The organism is Kribbella rubisoli, from assembly GCF_004217145.1.
GTDB classification, from domain to species: Bacteria; Actinomycetota; Actinomycetes; order Propionibacteriales; family Kribbellaceae; genus Kribbella; species Kribbella rubisoli.
In genome coordinates, this window is the sequence record NZ_SHKR01000011.1 from 1,502,746 (window position 1) to 1,519,709 (window position 16,964).

General features: G+C 68.2%; 21 protein-coding genes. 7 read left to right on the forward strand and 14 right to left on the reverse strand.

The genetic code is table 11. From position 1 onward, the window contains the following. The first annotated feature begins 65 nt into the window (after positions 1-65). On the forward strand, positions 66-1,031 hold the full coding sequence (gene trpS, locus EV645_RS10135) for a tryptophan--tRNA ligase (protein ID WP_130441983.1): 966 nt from the start codon (positions 66-68) through the stop codon (positions 1,029-1,031). After that, positions 1,028-1,774 carry an endonuclease/exonuclease/phosphatase family protein gene (locus tag EV645_RS10140; protein ID WP_130441985.1) on the forward strand — a complete coding sequence of 249 codons (747 nt, stop codon included), beginning with the start codon at positions 1,028-1,030 and terminating at the stop codon, positions 1,772-1,774. The genes trpS and EV645_RS10140 overlap by 4 nt, the downstream gene beginning before the upstream one ends. On the opposite strand, the gene EV645_RS10145 is transcribed toward EV645_RS10140, so the two are convergent. Both EV645_RS10145 and EV645_RS10150 read right to left on the reverse strand, forming a co-directional pair. After that, entirely contained in the window at positions 1,760-2,662 is a 903-nt protein-coding gene (locus tag EV645_RS10145) for a TIGR03560 family F420-dependent LLM class oxidoreductase (RefSeq protein ID WP_130441987.1), read from the reverse strand. The genes EV645_RS10140 and EV645_RS10145 overlap by 15 nt on opposite strands. A 4-nt stretch (positions 2,663-2,666) precedes the next feature. Further along, the gene (locus EV645_RS10150; RefSeq protein WP_130441989.1) at positions 2,667-3,023 is read right to left on the reverse strand and encodes a winged helix-turn-helix transcriptional regulator; all 357 of its coding nucleotides are present in this window, start codon (positions 3,021-3,023) and stop codon (positions 2,667-2,669) included. A gap of 50 nt (positions 3,024-3,073) precedes the next feature. Between EV645_RS10150 and EV645_RS10155 the strand changes: the two genes are divergently transcribed. Next, a complete protein-coding gene (locus EV645_RS10155) occupies positions 3,074-3,499 on the forward strand; it encodes a TIGR03618 family F420-dependent PPOX class oxidoreductase (RefSeq protein ID WP_130441991.1) in 426 nt (141 codons plus the stop codon). A gap of 245 nt (positions 3,500-3,744) precedes the next feature. On the opposite strand, the gene EV645_RS10160 is transcribed toward EV645_RS10155, so the two are convergent. From EV645_RS10160 to EV645_RS10170, 3 genes are all read right to left on the reverse strand, one after another. Next, positions 3,745-4,311, reverse strand: coding sequence for a hypothetical protein (locus tag EV645_RS10160; RefSeq protein WP_242000308.1), 567 nt, complete (start codon positions 4,309-4,311; stop codon positions 3,745-3,747). Positions 4,312-4,403: 92 nt separating this feature from the next. Beyond that, on the reverse strand, positions 4,404-5,207 hold the full coding sequence (gene proC, locus EV645_RS10165; protein ID WP_130441995.1) for a pyrroline-5-carboxylate reductase: 804 nt from the start codon (positions 5,205-5,207) through the stop codon (positions 4,404-4,406). 28 nt (positions 5,208-5,235) lie between these two features. Then, positions 5,236-6,165, reverse strand: a complete 930-nt coding sequence (locus EV645_RS10170; protein ID WP_130441997.1) for a proline dehydrogenase family protein — start codon at positions 6,163-6,165, stop codon at positions 5,236-5,238. Between the two features lie 150 nt (positions 6,166-6,315). Between EV645_RS10170 and EV645_RS10175 the strand changes: the two genes are divergently transcribed. Next, positions 6,316-7,350, forward strand: coding sequence for a DUF695 domain-containing protein (locus EV645_RS10175; protein ID WP_130441999.1), 1,035 nt, complete (start codon positions 6,316-6,318; stop codon positions 7,348-7,350). 5 nt (positions 7,351-7,355) lie between these two features. On the opposite strand, the gene EV645_RS10180 is transcribed toward EV645_RS10175, so the two are convergent. The 4 genes from EV645_RS10180 to EV645_RS10195 are packed head-to-tail and all read right to left on the reverse strand — an operon-like array spanning position 7,356 to position 10,605. Then, a complete protein-coding gene (locus EV645_RS10180; RefSeq protein ID WP_130442001.1) occupies positions 7,356-7,721 on the reverse strand; it encodes a DUF2255 family protein in 366 nt (121 codons plus the stop codon). Positions 7,722-7,748: 27 nt separating this feature from the next. Next, a complete protein-coding gene (locus tag EV645_RS10185; RefSeq protein WP_130442003.1) occupies positions 7,749-8,627 on the reverse strand; it encodes an aldo/keto reductase in 879 nt (292 codons plus the stop codon). Between the two features lie 32 nt (positions 8,628-8,659). Continuing rightward, the gene (locus EV645_RS10190; RefSeq protein WP_130442005.1) at positions 8,660-9,679 is read right to left on the reverse strand and encodes an aldo/keto reductase; all 1,020 of its coding nucleotides are present in this window, start codon (positions 9,677-9,679) and stop codon (positions 8,660-8,662) included. A gap of 2 nt (positions 9,680-9,681) precedes the next feature. Continuing rightward, complete coding sequence (locus EV645_RS10195) at positions 9,682-10,605, reverse strand: helix-turn-helix transcriptional regulator (RefSeq protein ID WP_130442007.1); 924 nt, start codon at positions 10,603-10,605, stop codon at positions 9,682-9,684. 160 nt (positions 10,606-10,765) lie between these two features. Here EV645_RS10195 and EV645_RS10200 point away from each other — a divergent pair, with 160 nt between their 5' ends. From EV645_RS10200 to EV645_RS10210, 3 genes are all read left to right on the forward strand, one after another. Beyond that, positions 10,766-11,272, forward strand: a complete 507-nt coding sequence (locus EV645_RS10200) for a SigE family RNA polymerase sigma factor (RefSeq protein WP_130442009.1) — start codon at positions 10,766-10,768, stop codon at positions 11,270-11,272. A gap of 11 nt (positions 11,273-11,283) precedes the next feature. Further along, positions 11,284-12,306, forward strand: a complete 1,023-nt coding sequence (locus tag EV645_RS10205; protein ID WP_130442011.1) for a hypothetical protein — start codon at positions 11,284-11,286, stop codon at positions 12,304-12,306. Between the two features lie 69 nt (positions 12,307-12,375). Then, on the forward strand, positions 12,376-13,290 hold the full coding sequence (locus tag EV645_RS10210; protein ID WP_242000309.1) for a hypothetical protein: 915 nt from the start codon (positions 12,376-12,378) through the stop codon (positions 13,288-13,290). A gap of 159 nt (positions 13,291-13,449) precedes the next feature. Here the strand turns inward: EV645_RS10210 and EV645_RS10215 are convergent, their stop codons facing one another. From EV645_RS10215 to EV645_RS10235, 5 genes are read right to left on the reverse strand one after another with little or no spacing between them, the layout of a single operon-like run. Continuing rightward, the gene (locus EV645_RS10215; protein ID WP_130442013.1) at positions 13,450-14,187 is read right to left on the reverse strand and encodes an ABC transporter permease; all 738 of its coding nucleotides are present in this window, start codon (positions 14,185-14,187) and stop codon (positions 13,450-13,452) included. Then, positions 14,184-14,906: an ABC transporter ATP-binding protein gene (locus tag EV645_RS10220; protein WP_130442015.1), complete on the reverse strand. Its 723-nt coding sequence runs from the start codon at positions 14,904-14,906 to the stop codon at positions 14,184-14,186. Before EV645_RS10220 ends, EV645_RS10215 begins: the two co-directional genes overlap by 4 nt. Before the next feature lie 43 nt (positions 14,907-14,949). Next, positions 14,950-15,519, reverse strand: a complete 570-nt coding sequence (locus EV645_RS10225) for an HDIG domain-containing metalloprotein (RefSeq protein WP_130442017.1) — start codon at positions 15,517-15,519, stop codon at positions 14,950-14,952. Beyond that, the gene (locus EV645_RS10230; protein WP_130442019.1) at positions 15,519-16,109 is read right to left on the reverse strand and encodes a TetR/AcrR family transcriptional regulator; all 591 of its coding nucleotides are present in this window, start codon (positions 16,107-16,109) and stop codon (positions 15,519-15,521) included. Before EV645_RS10230 ends, EV645_RS10225 begins: the two co-directional genes overlap by 1 nt. Beyond that, positions 16,106-16,960 carry a sugar phosphate isomerase/epimerase family protein gene (locus EV645_RS10235; RefSeq protein ID WP_130442021.1) on the reverse strand — a complete coding sequence of 285 codons (855 nt, stop codon included), beginning with the start codon at positions 16,958-16,960 and terminating at the stop codon, positions 16,106-16,108. Before EV645_RS10235 ends, EV645_RS10230 begins: the two co-directional genes overlap by 4 nt. Between the last annotated feature and the right edge of the window lie 4 nt (positions 16,961-16,964).

Below are 16,964 nucleotides of genomic sequence, written 5' to 3' on the forward strand. Positions count from 1 at the left end.
CCTCACCGAGGCGGCCTTTTTCTATGCCCGGCTCGGTGAGGCCCACACACCGAAAGGGCACGATCATGACTTCGCTTTCCGGCATCACCCCGTCCGGCCGACTGACGCTCGGCAACCACCTCGGCGCGCTGCGCCGGTTCACCGACCCGGACGGTTTCTACTTCGTCGCGAACCTGCACGCGATGACGACCAAGCACGATCCCCGAAGACTCGCCGCGCTGACCCGCGAGTTCGCCACGCTGATGCTCGCGGCCGGCGTACCCGAAGGCACGGTCTTCATCCAGTCCGACGTGCCCACGCATGCCCAGCTCGCGTATCTGCTCGAGTGCACGTCGTACGTCGGGGAGCTGTCGCGGATGATCCAGTACAAGGAGAAAGGCAATCGCCCGATGACGCGGGCGTCGCTGTTCACGTATCCGTGCCTGATGGCCGCGGACATCCTGCTGTACGGCGCTGAGCGGGTCCCGGTCGGCGGGGACCAGGACCAGCATGTCGAGCTCGCCCGGGATATCGCGATCCGCTTCAACCGCGAGTACGGCGAGACGTTCGTCGTACCGCAGCTGAACAAGGCGGCGCTGGCGACGCGGGTGAAGGACCTGGCCAACCCGACCGCGAAGATGAGCAAGTCGGCCGCCGACGACGCGATCGGCACGATCCGGCTGCTGGACCCGCCGGACGTGATCCGCCGGCAGATCATGCGCGCGGTGACGGACTCCGAGAACGAGGTCCGCCACGACGAGGCGAACAAGCCGGGCGTCACCAACCTGCTGGACATCCTGGCCGCGTGCACCGACGGCGATCCGGTCGAGCTGGCCAAGTCCTACGCGTCGTACGGCGCTCTCAAGCAGGATGTGGCGGACGCCGTGCTCGCGGTGATCGACCCGCTGCAGAAGGAGTATGCGCGGCTGACGACCGACCCGGGAGCGATCGACCACCTGCTCGCGCAGGGGCGGGACCGGGCGCTCGACGCGAGCACTCCCTGCCTCCAGGCTGCGACCCGAGCTATGGGTTTGGCAGGATCGACTCCATGAAGCTCCGTGCCGCCACCTTCAACATCCGCAACTCCTCCGCACCCGACGGCGACAACGCCTGGCCGGTACGGCGGAAAGCGACCGTGGCGGCGATCGAGCACCTGGACGCGGACGTAGTCGGGCTGCAGGAAGTGCTGCCCGACCAGCTCGAGTACCTGGCCTGGCGGTTCCCGAAGTACGAGATCGTCGGCGCCGGCCGGGACGACGGAATGAGCGCGGGTGAGCACTCCGTCGTCCTGGTCCGGCCCGGTGACTGGCGGATCGAGAAGCACGAGACCCGCTGGCTGTCCGACGACCCGGGCACGCCGGGATCGGTCGGCTGGGACGCGGACCTGACCCGGATCGCGACCCTGGTCTGGCTGCGGCATCGCAACGGTACGACGGTCGGCGTTGTGAACACGCACTACGACCATGCCGGCGAGGTCGCGCAACTGCAGTCGTCGCGGCTGATCGCCCGCTGGATCAGCGGTTCGCTGCCGTGGATCGTGATGGGTGACCTCAACGCGACGCCCGACTCTCCCCCGCTGAAGTCGCTCGTCGAGTCCGGCCTGTCCCTCGCCGTACCGCCGGAAGCCGGCGGCAGCTGGCACAACTTCACCGGCGCATTGGACGACGACCGCATCGACCATATCCTCGTCACGTCGACGTGGACGGTGACCGACGCGGCCGTCTCGCACTACCGCCCGGACGGACGCGTACCCAGCGACCACTGGCCCGTGGTCGCGACGCTAGAGCTTCTGTAGTACTTCCTCGCGCAGGCGCTCAAGCGCGTCGAAGCGCCGGTTGCCGTCGCCGAGGAACGAATCCGGCACGAGCAGCTCGTCGATCCCGGCCGCCGGGTACTGCGCGACCACGTCGAGCACCTCCTGCGCGGAGCCCATGATCACGTGCGCGCCGTTACCCTCCAGCCGCGCCTTCCGCTCGATCGCCTCGGTGTCGCCCGGCTGGATCACCTCGAGGAACGTCTGCGCCGACCGCCGTACCGTCTTCGGATCGCGGCCGATTCGCTCACAGTGCTCGGCGAAAACCTCACCCTTGTGGGTCGCGAGGTCCGGCCGGCCCCAGTGGTTCCACTCGTCCGCGTACTTCGCAACGATGCCCAGGGCAACCTTCTCGCCGGAGGCGCCGATCAGGATCGGCAGGTTGGCGGGCTTCGGTTCGCAGGGTGCGTTCTGCAGCTGGTAATAGGTGCCGTCGAACGTCGTCCGCTCCTGCGTCAGCAGGCCCTTGATCACCTGACACGCTTCTTCGAACCGCTTCAGCCGCGGACCGACCGCCGGCAGCTCGATCCCGTACACCTCGTGCTCGTTGACCTGCCACCCCGCGCCGATCCCGAGCACGAACCGCCCGTTCGCCATCTGGTCGATCGTCGCGGCCGCGTTCGCGACCACCGCCGGATGCCGGTACGTGTTGCCGAGCACCATCGAGCCGACCCGCACCCGCGAGGTGCGCGCGGCGATGCCGGCCAGCAGCGCGAGAGCCTCGTTGACCGGGACGGTCAGGTCGTCGCTGTTCTGCATGAAGTGATCAGCTATCCACACGCCGTGCCACCCGGTGCGTTCGGCGTACTCCGCTCCTTCGAGTACGTCGTTCCAGGTCCGGGAGGCCGCAGGCCACAAAGAGAAGTCCATGCGGTCATCCTGCCTCTTGGGCCGCGAGGACTGCGTCTCCGTTCTGTTCTGCCCACTCTGTGAGCATCCGGATCGGGCCCATCAGCGTGCGGCCGAGGGCGGTCAGCTCGTACTCGACGCGGGGCGGGACGCCGCCGTGATCGGTGCGGGTGACCAGGCCGTTCGTCTGCAGACGCCGAAGCGTCTGGGTGAGCACCTTCTTCGAGATGCCGCCGATGAGATCGATCAACTCCGAGTGGCGTCGGGCGTGATCGTTGAGTCCCCAGAGGACGACGACCGCCCACTTGTCCGCGATCACCTCGACCGCTAGGCGGGCAGGGCAATCGGCCAGGAAGATGTCGCCGGGTTCCACTCCGTACACAGCGCTCAGGGTACCCAGAGGTTCCCACGGGGCTGGCTAGCGTCGACGTCATGATTCCCGAATCCAGCTACCGGCTCTTCGAGGAGCCGAAGGACGTCACGATCATCACCATCGATCCGGACGGGTCGCCGCAGGCCTCGCTGGTCTGGGTCGAACGCGACGGCGACGACCTCCTGTTCGGTCTCCAGGCGCCACACCGCAAGACCCGCAACCTGTTCCGCGATCCGCGCGTGACCCTGCTGATCCAGGACGATCAGGTCAGCGCGCGCGGCATCACGCAGTACCTGGTCCTCCGCGGTACGGCGAAACTCGAGGGGCCTGGGATCCCGGCCGAGTACAAGGCGCTGATGGATCGTGAGACGCAGCGCTACCTCGGCCTGCCCGAATTTCCTTTCGGCGAAGGGATCTGGGACACCGGCGTGATCGCCCGGATCACCGTCGACCGCGTCGCCGGCGAAGGACCCTGGGCCCGCTAGTCACTGCTCCTTCACCCCACCACTATCCAGCCGGGCCCAGGCAATTGGCGACCTGCTTGAACGCCATGGGTTGACCCCTCAGATGGACGGTTGCGCACTGAGAATCTGGGTCTGCAAGCGGCCAGCTCCGGGGTTGACCCCTGAGACGGCGGTGAACCGGGCTGGGCGGACCGGACCGGACCGGACCGGGCGGGCCGGGCTGGGCGGGCCGGGCTGGGCTGGCCGGCGTAGGGGCGGGGGACTTGTCAGATGACGATGTGCCAGCGGAGCAGGAAGGCGCCGATCGACAGCACGAGGTACAGCAGGACGAGCGCGGCGCCGATGCCGGGGCGCGGGCGGTGGCGGCGTACGGGCGTGTCCGCGGCCTGAGCCCGGATCGCCTCCATCACGGCGCCGACCTCGGCCGTGCGGTCCTTGGGGATGCCGTTGATCTCGCTCTCGTCCTGGCCGCGGGTGAGTACGACGTTGTCGTCGCCGATCTCGATCGAGTCGACGTCCTGCCAGGCCAGGCTGCGGATCAGCATGCTGGTACGGGCCTTCAGTGCGGTCCCGGTCAGCTCGACCCGGTACAGCACGACGCCGCCGGCGACGCGGACGACCGACGCGCCGATGATCGTCAGCAGGCCGACCGCGAGCATGTCGCGGGCGCCCATCCAGAGCCACGAGTTCAGCCCCGGCACGACGATGAACGGCAGGATGAACAGCGCCCAGGCCCACCACGGCGCCGGATCCAGTGGCACACGCCACGGGAGTTGGGGCACGTCAGCCTGCTGCGCCGGCGCGGTGTCGGGCTCGACCGACCGATTACCCATGGGCGGGACCATAGCGACTCAACCCTTGAACAAGGAAGGAACTGCGGCGCACAACCATAACGCCAGCAGTGCGAGAGGTGTTATTCGGCGGCCTATTCTGCCGCCAGGTCGCGGGAACGGTTGCGGGCGGCCTCGATCGCCGAGAGGAACGCGGCGCGGACCTTGTGGTCCTCGAGTTCGCGGACCGCGGCTGCCGTCGTACCGCCCGGGGACGTCACGCGCTCCCGCAGTACCGTCGGGTGCTCGCCGGTCTCGCGGAGCAGCTTCGCGGAACCGACAACGGTCTGCACGACGAGGTCGGTCGCCGTGCCGCGTGGGAGACCCATGTGGACGCCGGCCTCGATCATCGCCTCGACCACGAAGAAGATGTACGCCGGGCCTGAGCCGGAGATCGCGGTCACCGCGTCCTGCTGCTTCTCCGGCACCCGGACGACCCGACCGGTCGCGGCCAGCAGGCTCTCGGCGAGCTCGAGATGGCTCTCGTCGCAGTGCGCGCCGCGGGAGATGGCGGCCATGCCCTCGTCTACCAGCGCCGGCGTGTTCGGCATGACGCGGACGACGGCGACGCCCTCGGGCAGGCGGGACTCGACGAACTTGGTAGTGATGCCCGCGGCCAGCGAGACCACGGTCTGGCTCGGCTGGACCGCCGGGGCGATCTCGGCCAGCAGGTCAGGCATGTCCTGCGGCTTCACGACCAGGACCAGCGTCTCCGCCTGCTTCGCGGCGTCCAGGTTGGAGACGACATCAACGCCGTACCGCTCCCGCAGCTCGGCGGCGCGCTCCTCCCGGCGCTCGGTGATCAGGAGGTCCTCCGGTCGCCGTCCGGCCCGAATCAGCCCGGACAGCAACGTCTCCCCCATCACACCGGCCCCGAGAACGGCCACCTTTGCACTCATGGGCACAGGTTACTGCTGAGCGCTCCGGCTACTTCTTGCTGATCAAGGAGCGGGCGAAGAACTGCAGGTTGGCGGGGCGCTCGGCGAGGCGGCGGACCAGGTAGCCGTACCAGTCCTCGCCGTACGGGATGTAGACGCGCATGGTGTGGCCGAGGCCGGCCAGGCGGAGCTGCTCCTCGGGGCGGATGCCGAAGAGCATCTGGTACTCGTAGCTGCCCGGCTGGCGGTTCGCGCGGTCCGCCAGTGCGCCGGCGATCGAGATCAGCCGCGGGTCGTGCGACGCGATCATCGGGTAGCCGGTGCCGTTCATGAGGATCTTCATCGCCCGGACGTACGCCTTGTCGACCTGGCGCTTCTCCTGGAACGCGACCGACTCCGGCTCCTTGTACGCACCCTTGCAGAGGCGGACGCGGGAGCCGGCGTGGGCGAGGTCGCGGCAGTCGGCCTCGGTACGGCGGAGGTACGCCTGCAGGACCGCTCCGGTCTCGGGGAAGTCCTGGCGCAGCTCGCGCAGGATGCCCAGCGTGGAGTCGGTGGTGGTGTGGTCCTCCATGTCGAGGGTCACCGTCGTGCCGGCGTTGCGCGCGGCGAGGCAGATGGTCCGGGCGTTCTCCAGCGCGATCTTCTCGCCGTCACCGGGCAGCGCCTGGCCGACCGCGGACAGCTTGACCGAGACCTCGGCGTTCTTGGTCAGGCCCGCGGCGGCGAGCTTCTTCAGCAGGTCGAGGTACGCGTCGGCGGTGGCCTGCGCGGCGGCCAGGTCGGTGACGTCCTCGCCGAGGTGGTCGAGGGTGACGTTCAGCCCGTTGCTGACCAGCTTCTCGGTGGCCAGCACGGCCTCCGGAGAAGTCTCACCGGCCACGAACCGCGCCACGATGCCGCTGGACACCGGGAGCGACGACACCGCTTTCTTGATCTGGGGGCTGCGGGACATGCCCAGCAGGACTCGCCGAAGCACTACGTGTTCCTCCTCATCAACCCACCCATCTGCCAGTGGTGTCAGCAGGTTACGCGCCTGAACCTGGCTTTGCGGAATCCTGTGGCCCGGGCCACACCACTGGGCCTACTGGTTCGATGGTCGCACCCCACCTTGTTAGAAGATGCGCTCATGCCCATCTTCAAGCGTCGCCGTCGCAACGCCGCGGAGGCCGATCCGATCGGCGCGTTCTGGTCCTGGTGGTCGGGCTCCGGCGCTACGGCCGTCGCCGACGCGATCACCCGCCGGCAGCCGACGGACGTGAACGTGGAGCTGAACGAGCGGATCGCCCGGATCAACCCCGACCTGGAGTGGGAGCTCGGCCCGGGACTGCACGCGACGCACGTCCTGATTGTCACCGCCGCCGGCAACCCCGCCCAGCGCGCGGTCGCCCGCCGCTGGCTCCGCGCCGCTCCGCCGTCGGACCAGACCTGGGAGTACGCCGACCTGCGCCGGCCGGGGCCCGCGGTGACGATCCAGTTCGACGGGCTCCCCCCGGTCGCGACGGACGAGTCCGTGGTGTCGATCGAGCCGGACACCGCGTCCGTGCACGTCGGCGTACATCATCCTGTCTTCGCGTCTCTGTCGGTGGATGCGCAGCGGCGGGTGACGTTCCTGATCCTGGACCTGGTGCTCGGCGAGGAGATGGTGGAGACGTGGGTCGGCGCGATCGACACGCTGCCCGCGCCGCCGGATGACGCCGTACCGATCGATTCGCTGTTGCCTGCGGTAGCTGGGTTTGCTGCGGAGCACACGCTGGAGGACGGCAGCCCGGCGTGGAAGATGCTGGAGGGTACGCGCGACGGCCAGCGGGTCATCGCGACCGCGGAGTACCCACTGCGCTCGATCCGGCGGCCGCACCTGGACACGCATGTTGCCGTCTCGATCCACTACCCGGTGGTCCGGGAGGACGGGCTGCCCGAGTCGGAGATGCTCGACGAACTACGAGCCTTCGAGGACCACCTGACCGATCGCTTGGGCGGCTCCGGCAACCTCCTTGCCCACGAGACGTCTGCCGGCACCCGCATCCTCCACTACTACACCGACGGCACCACCCCCGCCGACGCCCAGCTCCACGCCGCCACCACCGGCTGGCCCCACGGCAAAGTAACCCTGACCACAGAGCCCGACCCCGCCTGGCACAACGTCGCCCACCTGTCCGGGTAGCTGTATTACCTGGCTTCCACGCGGAGGGTGGTCGGGCGGGCCGTGGGGTTGACGATTGCGTCCGTGTCTGGGCCGTCGCCGTACTTCTTGTAGTAGGCCGCGTCGAGTTGGTCGTCGGCTGTGGCGTCGGGGATGTAGGTGACTTCGCGGGTGTTGTCATCCCAGGAGATCGCGCCCTCGTGGTGCCGGATGACGCCCTTGTACCAGCTGCCTTCGGCGCCGCGCACCGAGCGTACGTAAAGGCTTCCGTCGACGACGACGTGCCACACGATGGTGAGCGTACGCAGCGATCCGTCCTGGCGGCGCCCGGCGACGCGGATCTCATCGATCCGGTCCAGGGCCTGCAGCTCTTCCGCAGTCCAACTACTCATCGGCTCCTGCTCCTTCGACTAGGAACGTCAGGCTTCGGGAATTGGTCTTCCGAACTGTGCCAGGGTGATGCTTTCGGGTTCCGGTCCGCCGCGCTTGCCGGTGTCGAGCTCGTCGATCGCTGCGAGCTCGTCGGCGGCGAGTTCGAAGTCGAACACGTCGAGGTTCTGGGCGATCCGCTCGGGCTTGGTCGACTTGGGGATCACGGAGCGCCCCTGCTGCAGACCCCAGCGGAGCATCACCTGGGCGGGCGACTTCCCGTGCGCTCGGGAAATCTCGCCGATGACGGGATCATCCAGGGCGCTGGTGTGGCCGCTGTCGCGGTAGAAGGTGATGCCGCCGATCGGCGACCAGGCCTGGTTGAGAATGCCGTGCCGGCTGTCGAGGGCCTGGACCTCGCGCTGCTGGAAGTACGGGTGGATCTCGAGTTGATTGACCGCCGGAACCACGGTCGCGGCGTCGAGGAGCGCGCTGAGGTGGTCGACCATGAAGTTGCTGACGCCGATGGCGCGGACCTTGCCGTCGGCCAGGAGGGTTTCGAGGGCGCGATAGGCGTCGAGCGTCTTGCCGAAGTCGCTCGGCAGCGGCTGGTGCAGGATGAGCAGGTCGAGGTGGTCCACGCCGAGCTTGCCGGCGCTCTTGCCGAAGGCGTGCAGCGTCTCGTCGTACCCGTAGTCGCTGATCCAGACCTTGGTCTCGATGAACAGCTCGTCGCGGGGCACGCCGGAATCGTGAATGGCTTGACCGACCTCGCGTTCGTTGCCGTACGCCGCCGCGGTGTCGACGTGCCGGTAGCCGAGGTCGAGGGCCGCGGCGACGGCGGCCCGTGTCTCCTCGGGCGGCGTCTGGAAGACGCCGAGGCCGAGGGCAGGCATCTGGACGCCGTTGTTCAGTGTGAGGGTCTGCATGAGGAAGTCCTTGGGCCAGGTGTGGTTCACGGTCAGCGGCGGCGTTGGTCGGGACGGAGTTCGTGGTCGCCGTAGCTGTTGTCGGCGGGGTTGAGGGTCACGCCCGGCGCGACGATCTCGTCGATGCGGTCGAGCACGTCCGGGGTCAGTACCACGTCGGCCGCGGGCAGGAATGCATCGAGCTGTTCCATCGTGCGAGGGCCGATGATCGCCGAGGTGACGCCGGGGTGGTTGATGACGAACGCGACCGCCAGCTCGATAAGGCTCAGACCTGACTGCTCGGCGAGCAGTGCCAGCTCCTCGACGATCTCGAGTTTGCGCCGGTTGGCCGGGGCGGACATGTCGAACCGGGCCGGCGGGCGTGCGGACGAGGTCTGTGCCCCGGCAGAGTCTTTGCGCCAGCGGCCGGAGAGCCAGCCACCCGCAAGAGGGCTGTAGGTGAGGGTGCCCATGCCATGCCGAATCACAGTAGGAAGAACGTCTTCCTCGATGCCGCGCACGAGCAGCGAGTACGGCGGCTGCTCGGTCACGAACCGCTGCAGGTTCCGTTCCCGGGCGGCCCACTGGGCTTCGACGATCTGGGAGCCGGAGTACGACGACGAGCCGATATAGCGAACCTTGCCTTGATGTACCAGGTCGGAGAGCGCGCCGAGGGTCTCCTCGACGTCGGTGCCGGGGCTGGGGCGGTGGACCTGGTAGAGGTCGATGTAGTCGGTGTTGAGCCGCCGCAGTGAGTTCTCGACCGCCTGGATGATCCAGCGGCGCGAGCCGCCCCGCAGGTTGGGGTCGTCCTGGCTCATCGGCATGAAGAACTTGGTCGCGAGGAACACCCCGTCACGCCGGCCGTCGAGTGCCTTGCCGACGATTTCCTCGGACACGCCGGCGGAGTACACATCGGCGGTGTCGACGAAATTGATGCCGGCGTCGAGCGCGCGGTGGATGATGCGGGTCGAGTCGGCGCGGTCGTCGTTGCCCCACGGGCCGAACATCATCGCGCCGAGGCACAGCGGGCTGACCTGGACGCCGGTACGGCCCAGCGGTCGGAACTCCATGTTCAGTCTTCCTTGTCGTGCGCGGCGGCCGTCGGCACGCCTGGCGCGGGTTCGCGGGCAGTCCAGCTGGCGAGGAGTTCCAGCGCTTCCTCGGAAGCCGAGTCGGGTGGTGCGGTGTAGACGTTGATGCGCTGGCCCGGGTCTCCGGCGAGTTCGAAGGCTTCGTAGTCGAGTTCGAGGTCGCCGACCAAGGGGTGATGTAACCGTTTGCGGCCGGTGCGGTGGTAGCGCACGTCGTGGGCGGCCCAGCGGCGGCGGAAGTCGTCACTACGGGTGGACAGCTCACCTACGAGCTCGGAAAGGTCCTTGTCGTACGGGTCACGACCGGCCTCGGCGCGCAGGTACGCGACGCAGTCGTTCGCGACCTTGTCGTAGTCGACGAAATACTCGGTCGCGACGGGGTCGAGGAAGCAGAAGCGGGCGCTGTTGGGCGGCTGGCCCGGCGTATGGGCGGCGGCCTGGTCGTACAGCGGGCTGTACAGGGCGCGGCCGAGGTCGTTGGCGGCGAGGATGTCGAAGCGGCTGTTGCGCAGGTACGCCGGCATCGGCATCTGGTCGACGATGCGCTGCACAGTCGGTCGCACACGCTTCTTCACCGGAGTACGTCGTGGCGCGCGGCCGGCCGGCGTACCGGCGGCGCGGACCAGGCGGTACAGGTGGTCGCGCTCGGCCTCGTCGAGCTGGAGGGCGTGGACGAGCCCGTCCAGGACGCCGTCGGAGACGCTGCCGACGCTGCCGCGCTCCAGGCGGGTGTAGTACTCGACGCTGATACCGGCAAGCAGCGCGACTTCTTCGCGGCGCATGCCGGTAACGCGGCGGTTGGCGCCGTACACGGGCAGCCCGGCCTGTTCGGGGGTGATCCTCGCCCGGCGGGTGGTGAGGAACTCCCGCAGATCGTTCCTGCTGGAGTCCTGCTTCGCGGCCATAACTTCACGCTACGTCGTCATCCTCCGCGCGCCAGACCCTGCCAGTACCCCTCTCGACAGTGCCTGCCACGGCTGCGGCGTTCGGAGTGGACCCGGGTGGGGTGCAACCTGGGGGTTCTGGGGTTCCGTCTTGAGGGGGAGATGGAGAGTGGAGGACCGGATGGCGGAGCGGGACCGGGAGTTTGTGGAGTTCGTGGAGGGGGCGGGAGCTTCCTTACGGCGGACGGCGTTTCTGGTGGTGGGGGATCGGCATCGGGCTGATGACGTCGTCCAGGAGGCGTTCTACAAGCTGTACCTTGCCTGGCCGAAAGTGCGGCGGGTGGGGAATCCGCTCGCCTATGCCCGCCGGATGGTGGTCAACGCCGCGCATGACGGCGGGCGGCGGCCGTGGCGGCGGGAGGTTGCGATCGGCGACCTACCGGAGCGGGTCGATCACGAGGACTTCGCCGCCGGGCATGCGGACCGCGACGAAGTACTCGAGGCACTGCGATCGCTCGGGCCGCGGCAGCGGGCGTGCGTCGTACTGCGGTACTACGAGGACCTGTCCGTCGAGCAGACCGCGGAGATCCTCGGCTGTACGACGGGCACCGTGAAAAGCCAGGCGGCACGTGGTCTCGACACTCTCCGACGAGCCATCGACCGGCGGCGGACGAGCCGGGCGCTGTGAAGGAGAACGAGATGGAAGACGTACGTGAGGTCAGCGCCGAGCTCCACCGGCTCGCCGATTCAGAACCACTGGACCCCTTCGACACCAACGCGCTGCTGACCCGCGGTCAGCGCGGACGACGCCGGCGCAAGGCCCTCGCCATCAGCGGAGCGGTTGCCGGCGTCGCAGTCATCGCACTGGCCGCGGCTCTGTTGCCGGGGCTCCCCCAGGCCGGCAAGAAACCACCGGTGGCCGGTGATCAGAGCCAGACCGCGCTGTTCGAGTCCGTTCAGGGTGTTCCGCGCGGGGAAGCGGCCGTCGGGCAACGGCTGACGATGGCCGAGGCCCAGCGGCGGTGCGCCCTGCGGTTCCCGGACGAGAAGCGCGGGTTCGAGAAGCCGTACGACGGACCGTTCGTCGGGCAACGGCTGTCGTACAAGATCGAGATCGGCGCCCGGATGCTGATGTGCACCGTGCCCGGCGGCGACAAGCCGACCGCAGCCTTGCTGGCCCAGGTCGCCAAGGATCCGTTGCCCACCACAACTGCCGGCCAGTTGCGGCACTGCTCCGTGCAGACCTGGGTGGACGTCACCGGGTGGCGCGTGACGGCGACGGCCCGGTCGACCCAGACCGGGGCCTCGTTGATAACCGCCGTCTCGCCGAGCGGCAAGACCGCGATCGCCTGCGAGATCGACAAGAGCACGCTGGACGGCGGCATGATCACCCAAGGTACGTCGGTGCTCTCGCTCGACCACCTGCGCTACGACAGCAACCAGTACACGCATGCGACGTCGACCCAGCCCGCACAGCTGTGGACAGGGAACAACATCGGCGGCAACGGCAACGGGTACACGACGCTGGCCTGGGGCAAGCTCAACGGCAACCCGACCAGGATCCATCTGCAGATGGACGCGAAAACCCAGACCGACGTACCGGTCACGGACGGCTGGTTCGCCTACTACTGGACGACGCCGCCGACGAAAGCGAAGATCTCGGACCTCCGCATCACGGCGTACGACAAGGACGGAAAGGTCGTCAAGGTCCTCCTCCGGTGACCTGAATCGTTATCAACCAAAGGGAATCGTGGATGGTCTCACCCTTCGCAGACCGATGAAGGGGGAGCTATGAGGAAACTGCAGACGATCCTGACAATGGTGGCGGCGGCGGCCGGGATGGTCGCCGCCGGTACCACGACCGCGACCGCGAGCCCGGCCATCACGTCCACGACGACCGCGGCGTGCGGGCTGAACCTCGGTTCGGTGACGGCGGGCGGTGACCAGGCGTTCCAGCGGCTGACCACGACGCCGTCGGCCGGCACGAAGAGCGTCGTACCTAATCTGTACTCCGATGGCGCGGTGCGAATGAGCGCGTCGTTCGTGAACGAACCAACGGCGACAGGGAGCACGCGGCACGGGCGTGTCGTGCTCGGGGACGCGATGTACCAGCACTGGATCGAGCTCGACAAGAGCGGCAAGGTGACGTCGTCGCAGCTGGCCAGGATCGGCGGCGGGTGGAGCAAGTTCGTCGACCACGAGACGTCGACGTTCAACGACGACCCGACCCACCCGCGGACCTACGAGTACGCGCTGCGGTCCGACGGCACGCTGTTCCGGTGGGTCGTCGGCGACACCGGCGTCTGGAAGGCGTACGGATCGGCGCCCGGTTTCGCGTCGGTGAAGTCGATGACGCTGATCAGCAAGGCCGCGGCGTACGACACGTTCCTCGCGAACACCCGCGGCGGCGCGCTGTACACCATCCACATCCCGGTCAACAACGCGATGAAGCCGGTCGTCACCAAGGTCCGTGCCGCCACCTGGCAGGGCTTCGAGACGCTCGTCGCCGGCCAGTGCGGCAACTACGGAACAGTTGTCGCAGGCATCGACAAGGACACCAAGTCCGCCTTCATCTACACCTTCGGCCACGCAAACGGCCTGAAGACCTCAATCACCGGCCACGGCAAACTCCCCGGCACCTTCGCCGACCCCACCTACTTCCGCTTCACCCCACCGGTCAAGTCCGACTGGCTCTTCGGCGAGTAACCCAAGCCCCACACGCTCACCGCGCTCACCGCGCTCACGGCGCTTCGGAGGGATATCCCTTCGTGTTGCCGGTTCTCCGGCCTTGTAACCAGGGGAGAACCGGCAACACAAGCGGATAACCCACCGGGTGTCCGGGGTGGTGGCGGGGTGGTGGCGGGGTCAGGCGGTGCGGCGTTTTAGGGTGGCGGCGCCTAGGCCCAGGGCTGCTAGGACGAAGGCGAGTACGACGAGGGCGTCGCCGCCGGCGCCGGTGGTCAGGCCGTTGCCTTGGGCAACTCCGAGGACGGCGTCTACGGCGTAGGACAACGGCAGTACGTCGCTGACCGCGCGCAGCACCGACGGCAACTGGTCGCGCGGGACGAGCAGGCCGCACAGGAGGATCTGCGGGATCATCACCGCCGGCATCATCTGCACGGCCTGGAACTCGGTGGCCGCGAACGCGCTGGCGAACAAGCCCAACGCAGCACCGAGTACGCCGTCGAGTACCGCGACCACGCCCAACTGCCACGCATCTCCCTGGATGTTCAGATCCAAGAGATACAAGGCGATCGAGACAACCACGAGCGCTTGTACGACGGCGATCAGCGCGAACGCGAGTGCGTACCCGAGCAGGAAATCGAGCTTCGCCATCGGCATCGTGAACAGCCGCGACAGCGTCCCGCTCGACCGCTCCCGCAGCGTCGCGACCGACGTGACGACGAACATGATGATCGCCGGGAACACCGCAAGCAGCGGCCCACCGATCCGGTCGAACGTTCCCGGTGAGTCATGGAACATCCACCACATCAGACTGACCAGCAACGCCGGCAGCACGATCAGCATCGCCACCGTCCGGTGGTCCCGCCGCAACTGGGCGAGCACCCGAGCCGCAACCGCGAACGTCACCCGCGGAGTCATCGCGCACCTGCCTTCCGGTCGATGAGGGTGAGGAACGCCTGCTCGATATCCGACGTACCGGCAGAGGCGAGCAGGTTGTCGGGAGTGTCGTCGGCGAGCAGCTCGCCGTCGCGCATCAGCAGGAGCCGGTCGCAGCGCGAGGCCTCGTCCATAACGTGGCTCGAGACCAGCAGCGTCGCGCCGTCGTCGGCCAGCTTGTGGAACAGCTCCCAGAGATCGCGACGCAGCACAGGGTCGAGCCCGACCGTTGGTTCGTCCAGCACCAGCAGCTCCGGGCTGCCAAGGAGCGCGGCGGCCAGGGATGCGCGAGAGCGTTGACCGCCGGACAGCCGGTCGACGCGAGCCTGAGCGTGACTCGTCAGATCGACGGCCTCGATCACCCGCTCCACGTCGGAGGACGCGACACCGAGGACCGCGGCGAAGAAGCGGAGGTTCTCCGTGACGGTCAGATCGCCGTACACACTCGGCTCCTGGGTCACGTACCCGATCCGGCCACGCAGCTTGGCCGCGCCCGCGGGCAGCCCGAGAACGGACACATCACCTGTCACGCGAGCCTGCAGGCCGACGATCGCGCGGATCAGCGTCGTCTTGCCGCAGCCGGACGGCCCCAGCAGCCCGGTCACGGTCCCGGCCCGGAGGTCGAACCCGACCCCGTGCAGCACCTCACGGTCGCCGCGGACCACGACCACCTCACGGCAACTCACCGCGTTTTTCATCATATGATGAATTTAGCGCGCACATCGACCCTTGGCAACAGCGTGGTCAGATGACGGCGTACCCCGTGGCGGCGCTCAACGGACCGAGCTGCGGCTCGCCGTACTGCGCTCGCAACGCACCGAACCGCTCCACCTTGTCCGGACCGAATCGCGCGACCTCCGTGGCGTAGGTGTCACCCGAGACGAACACCGGCGGCCTGCGCTTGCTGTGGAACTTGTCCGCGTACAGGACCAGCTCCTCCTCCGGCGTCCGCGGCAGGTAGTCGTCGACCGGGATCGGCAGCGCCTGGCGGACGACGTCGTCCCGCGTGATCCCGACTCCGGTGTGACACGAAGCGAACCGGCAGATCTCGACAGGAAACCCCAACGACGCAAGGAGTTCATGCCCGAGGACGCCGTGCCGGACATAGGCGGACGACTCGAGCCGATAGACCCCGATGTCATGCAGCAGCGCGCCCGCCCGCACCAGATCGGTGTCCACAGCAAGCCCGGCGAAGAACTGCGAGGCAACCGAACACACGAGCCGGCAATGCTCGAACACGACCTCGAACGCATCCCGGGTCGGCGCGTACTCCCGATGCAGCGCGCGGATCTCGGCGTCGGTCGGGATCTGCATCAGCCGTCGACGTACGACTGAATCGCGGGACCCATCCGGTCGACGAGCGTGCTCAGGTCCGCACTCGCCACCGGTTCGAGCTCGACCACGTAGCGGGTCAGCGCCATGCCGATCAGGTGCCCGGCGATCAGACTGACGCGAAGCATGGCATCCGGTACGTCGAGGAGCTGCGACACCGGCTGCAGGATCATGCTCGTCATGCCCTCACGCATCAACCGCGCGACGTCGTCGCTGGTGACGACACTGCGGAGCATAGCCTTCATCCGCTGCTGTCCCTCGTCGGATTCCCAGACGCCGAGGAAGACCGTCACGATCCGCCGGCCGAGCTCCTCGCGCGGGCCGTCCAGGATCCGGGCGGCCACCTGCCGCGGGTCGAGCGGCAGCGACATCGCCTGGACGAACAGCTCTTCCTTGCTGTCGAAGTAGTGGTGCACCAACGCCGCGTCGACCTCGGCCTGCCGCGCGACCGCGCGGATCGAGGTGGCCGCGAATCCCTTGTCCGCAAAGGATTCCCGGGCGGCTAGCAGGATCTCTCCCCTGGTGTCCGGTCCGCCGGGGCGGCGTCCCGGCGTACGTCGGGAAGCGGTCACGGCGTCAGCTCCGAGATCTCGCCTTCCGGCGTGACCGCGAACGACGTACGGCGGGAGGTGCTGCGGACGAAGTGCTTGCGGGTGAACTCGAGCGACTCGACCAGGTCGACCTCGCGCTCGGAGCGACTGATCGCGCGGCGGGTGTTGATCTCGATGATGATGTGCCCGCGGAAGTCCTGGTTGGCCAACGTGCCCAGCAGGTCCGCCGCACGCTGCGTCCCGCGCCCCGGCACCAGGTGCTCGTCCTTCGCGGAGCCCGTCCCGTCGGTCAGGTGGACATGGGTGAGGCTCTCGCCCATCGTCGCGGCGAGCTCGACGCAGTCCTGCTCGGCCGTCGACGCGTGCGACAGGTCGAGGGTGGTGTGCGCGTACGTCTGCTCGGTCGGGTCCCAGCTCGGCGCGTACGCCTGCAGGTCCCGGCCCGGTGCACGCCACGGGTACATGTTCTCGACCGCGAGCGTCACGCCGGTCTCGGCCTCGAGCCGGGCGATCCCCTCGACGAACCCGCGCGCGTAGTCCCGCTGCCAGCGGAACGGCGGATGTACGACGACCACGTCCGCGCCGAGCTCCTGCGCGGCCTCGGCGCTGCGCTCGAGCTTGCTCCACGGGTCGGTCCCCCAGACCCGCTGCATGATCAGCAGCGTCGGCGCATGCAGCGCGAGCACGGGGAGCTGGTGATAGTCGATGAGCCGCTTGATCGCGTCGATCTGGGTGCTCAGCGGATCGATCCCGATCATCACCTCGACACCGTCGTACCCGAGCCGGGCGGCGAGCTCGAAGCCGCTCGCGGTCGACTCGGGGTAGACGGAGGCTGTGGACAGACCGATCTTCGCGGTTGTGCGGGGGTTCATCGGT

Coding starts and splice junctions, on each gene's coding strand:
- trpS (WP_130441983.1), top strand. CDS start 66: ATGACTTCGCTTTCCGGCATCACCCCGTCCGGCCGACTGACGCTCGGC.
- EV645_RS10140 (WP_130441985.1), top strand. CDS start 1,028: ATGAAGCTCCGTGCCGCCACCTTCAACATCCGCAACTCCTCCGCACCC.
- EV645_RS10145 (WP_130441987.1), bottom strand. CDS start 2,662: ATGGACTTCTCTTTGTGGCCTGCGGCCTCCCGGACCTGGAACGACGTA.
- EV645_RS10155 (WP_130441991.1), top strand. CDS start 3,074: ATGATTCCCGAATCCAGCTACCGGCTCTTCGAGGAGCCGAAGGACGTC.
- EV645_RS10160 (WP_242000308.1), bottom strand. CDS start 4,311: ATGGGTAATCGGTCGGTCGAGCCCGACACCGCGCCGGCGCAGCAGGCT.
- proC (WP_130441995.1), bottom strand. CDS start 5,207: ATGAGTGCAAAGGTGGCCGTTCTCGGGGCCGGTGTGATGGGGGAGACG.
- EV645_RS10175 (WP_130441999.1), top strand. CDS start 6,316: ATGCCCATCTTCAAGCGTCGCCGTCGCAACGCCGCGGAGGCCGATCCG.
- EV645_RS10180 (WP_130442001.1), bottom strand. CDS start 7,721: ATGAGTAGTTGGACTGCGGAAGAGCTGCAGGCCCTGGACCGGATCGAT.
- EV645_RS10185 (WP_130442003.1), bottom strand. CDS start 8,627: ATGCAGACCCTCACACTGAACAACGGCGTCCAGATGCCTGCCCTCGGC.
- EV645_RS10190 (WP_130442005.1), bottom strand. CDS start 9,679: ATGGAGTTCCGACCGCTGGGCCGTACCGGCGTCCAGGTCAGCCCGCTG.
- EV645_RS10195 (WP_130442007.1), bottom strand. CDS start 10,605: ATGGCCGCGAAGCAGGACTCCAGCAGGAACGATCTGCGGGAGTTCCTC.
- EV645_RS10200 (WP_130442009.1), top strand. CDS start 10,766: ATGGCGGAGCGGGACCGGGAGTTTGTGGAGTTCGTGGAGGGGGCGGGA.
- EV645_RS10205 (WP_130442011.1), top strand. CDS start 11,284: ATGGAAGACGTACGTGAGGTCAGCGCCGAGCTCCACCGGCTCGCCGAT.
- EV645_RS10210 (WP_242000309.1), top strand. CDS start 12,376: ATGAGGAAACTGCAGACGATCCTGACAATGGTGGCGGCGGCGGCCGGG.
- EV645_RS10215 (WP_130442013.1), bottom strand. CDS start 14,187: ATGACTCCGCGGGTGACGTTCGCGGTTGCGGCTCGGGTGCTCGCCCAG.
- EV645_RS10220 (WP_130442015.1), bottom strand. CDS start 14,906: ATGATGAAAAACGCGGTGAGTTGCCGTGAGGTGGTCGTGGTCCGCGGC.
- EV645_RS10225 (WP_130442017.1), bottom strand. CDS start 15,519: ATGCAGATCCCGACCGACGCCGAGATCCGCGCGCTGCATCGGGAGTAC.
- EV645_RS10235 (WP_130442021.1), bottom strand. CDS start 16,960: ATGAACCCCCGCACAACCGCGAAGATCGGTCTGTCCACAGCCTCCGTC.